The 1,877-nt window shown below is 66.9% G+C and carries 2 protein-coding genes; both read right to left on the minus strand.

Features of this window, described 5'->3' with window-relative positions; all coding sequences use genetic code 11:
* Positions 1 to 197: 197 nt before the first annotated feature.
* Positions 198 to 1,520, minus strand: coding sequence for a bifunctional o-acetylhomoserine/o-acetylserine sulfhydrylase (locus tag KZA10_RS13805; protein ID WP_017831068.1), 1,323 nt, complete (start codon positions 1,518 to 1,520; stop codon positions 198 to 200).
* 233 nt (positions 1,521 to 1,753) lie between these two features.
* Positions 1,754 to 1,877: ribosomal protein L16 (locus KZA10_RS13810; RefSeq protein ID WP_218683165.1), on the minus strand; the 124-nt coding region annotated here is incomplete at its 5' end.

Here is a 1,877-nt window from a genome sequence, read left to right on the forward strand (position 1 = left end):
CGGCGATCCGCCACCGCCGCCGCACGGTGGATCGCCGGATGCGCGGCGGTCGGTGTTCGACGTCGATCATGCTCTCCTCACGGCGGTATCCCATTCTCGACGGAACCGCCTGTGGGTCAGCCGGACGAGCGAGCCGTGCACGTGAAGATGCCCCGGAGCGGTGAGCTCCGGGGCATCATCTTCGCAGTGCGAGCGGGTCAGGCGCGCGCAGCCTCCGACACGCGGCGTGCCGCGGCGAGAGCCTGGTCGAGGTCGGCCTTGAGGTCGTCGACGTTCTCGATGCCGACGGAGAGGCGGACGAGGCCCGGCGTCACACCGGCGGTCAGCTGCTGCTCGGGCGTCAGCTGCGCGTGGGTGGTGGATGCGGGGTGGATGACGAGCGAGCGCACGTCGCCGATGTTGGCGAGGTGGCTGAACAAGGACAGGCTGTTCACGAACTCGCGGCCCGCCTCGACTCCGCCCTTGAGCTCGAACGACAGCACAGCGCCGACGCCCTTGGGGGCGTACTCGTTCGCCTTGGCGTACCAGGGCGAGGAGGGCAGGCCCGAGTAGTTGACGGTCGCGACGTCATCACGGCTGTCGAGCCACTCGGCGATCTCCTGGGCGTTCTGCACGTGACGCTCGATGCGCAGCGACAGGGTCTCGACTCCCTGGATGAGGTTCCAGGCGCTCTGCGGGGCGATCGCCGAGCCGAGGTCGCGGAGCAGCTGCACGCGGGCCTTGATGATGTAGGCGAGGGCGTCGCCGACCGCGGCCGTGTAGCTGGCGCCATGGTACGAGGGGTCCGGCACCGTGAGGCCGGGGAACTTGTCGACGTTCTTCGACCACTCGAACTTTCCGCCGTCGATGATGACGCCGCCGATGGTCGTGCCGTGACCGCCGAGGAACTTCGTCACCGAGTGCACGACGATGTCGGCGCCGAACTCGAACGGACGGATCAGGTACGGGGTGGCGATCGTGTTGTCGACGATCAGCGGGACGCCGCTCTCGTGCGCGACGTCGGCGACGGTGCGGATGTCGAGGATGTTGATCTGCGGGTTGCCGATCGTCTCCGCGAAGAACAGCTTCGTGTTCGGGCGGACCGCGCGACGCCACTCCTCGGGGTCGTCCTGGTTCTCGACGAACGTCACCTCGATGCCGAGCTTCGCGAGCGTGTACTTGAAGAGGTTGTACGTGCCGCCGTAGATCGAGCTGGAGGCGACGAAGTGGTCGCCGGCCTCGGCGATGTTCAGGACCGCGAAGGTCGATGCGGCCTGGCCGCTGGCGAGGACGAGGGCTCCGGTGCCGCCTTCGAGAGCGGCGAGACGCTGCTCCAACACGTCTTGCGTCGGGTTCTGGATGCGGGTGTAGATGTTGCCGAACTCCGCGAGGGCGAACAGGTTGGCGGCGTGGTCCGCGCTGTCGAACACGTAGGAGGTGGTCTGGTAGATCGGCGTGGCACGTGCCTTGGTGACCGGGTCGGGGGCAGCGCCCGAGTGGATCTGCTTGGTCTCGAAACGCCAGGACTCGGGTGCGGACATGTGGTTCCCCCAGAAGTGGTCGGAAGGTCGGGTGGCGGATGCCGTTGCTGCGAGAGTACGGAATATCGGTGCGTGTCAACAACAGACGGGAAATGTGACGTAACAGAGCGGAGGCCCGGAATCACAGGGCTGAGGGATCCGCGACAGCCCCGTGGGGGAGTCCGCGATCCGGGGAGAACGCCGTACGGTGGAGGCATGGTGAACAGACGTGCAGTGGTGACAGGTGCGATCCATTACGCGTCGCCCTCCTCGCGCTTGATGATGCGTGCCTTGAGCGGCAGCTTGTGAATTGCACGGGTCAGAGCTTCGCGTGCGAGCTCCTCGTCGACACCCGCGACCTCGAAGAGGACACGGCCC

This window comes from Microbacterium sp. BF1 (genome assembly GCF_019279095.1).
Lineage (GTDB): Bacteria > Actinomycetota > Actinomycetes > Actinomycetales > Microbacteriaceae > Microbacterium > Microbacterium maritypicum.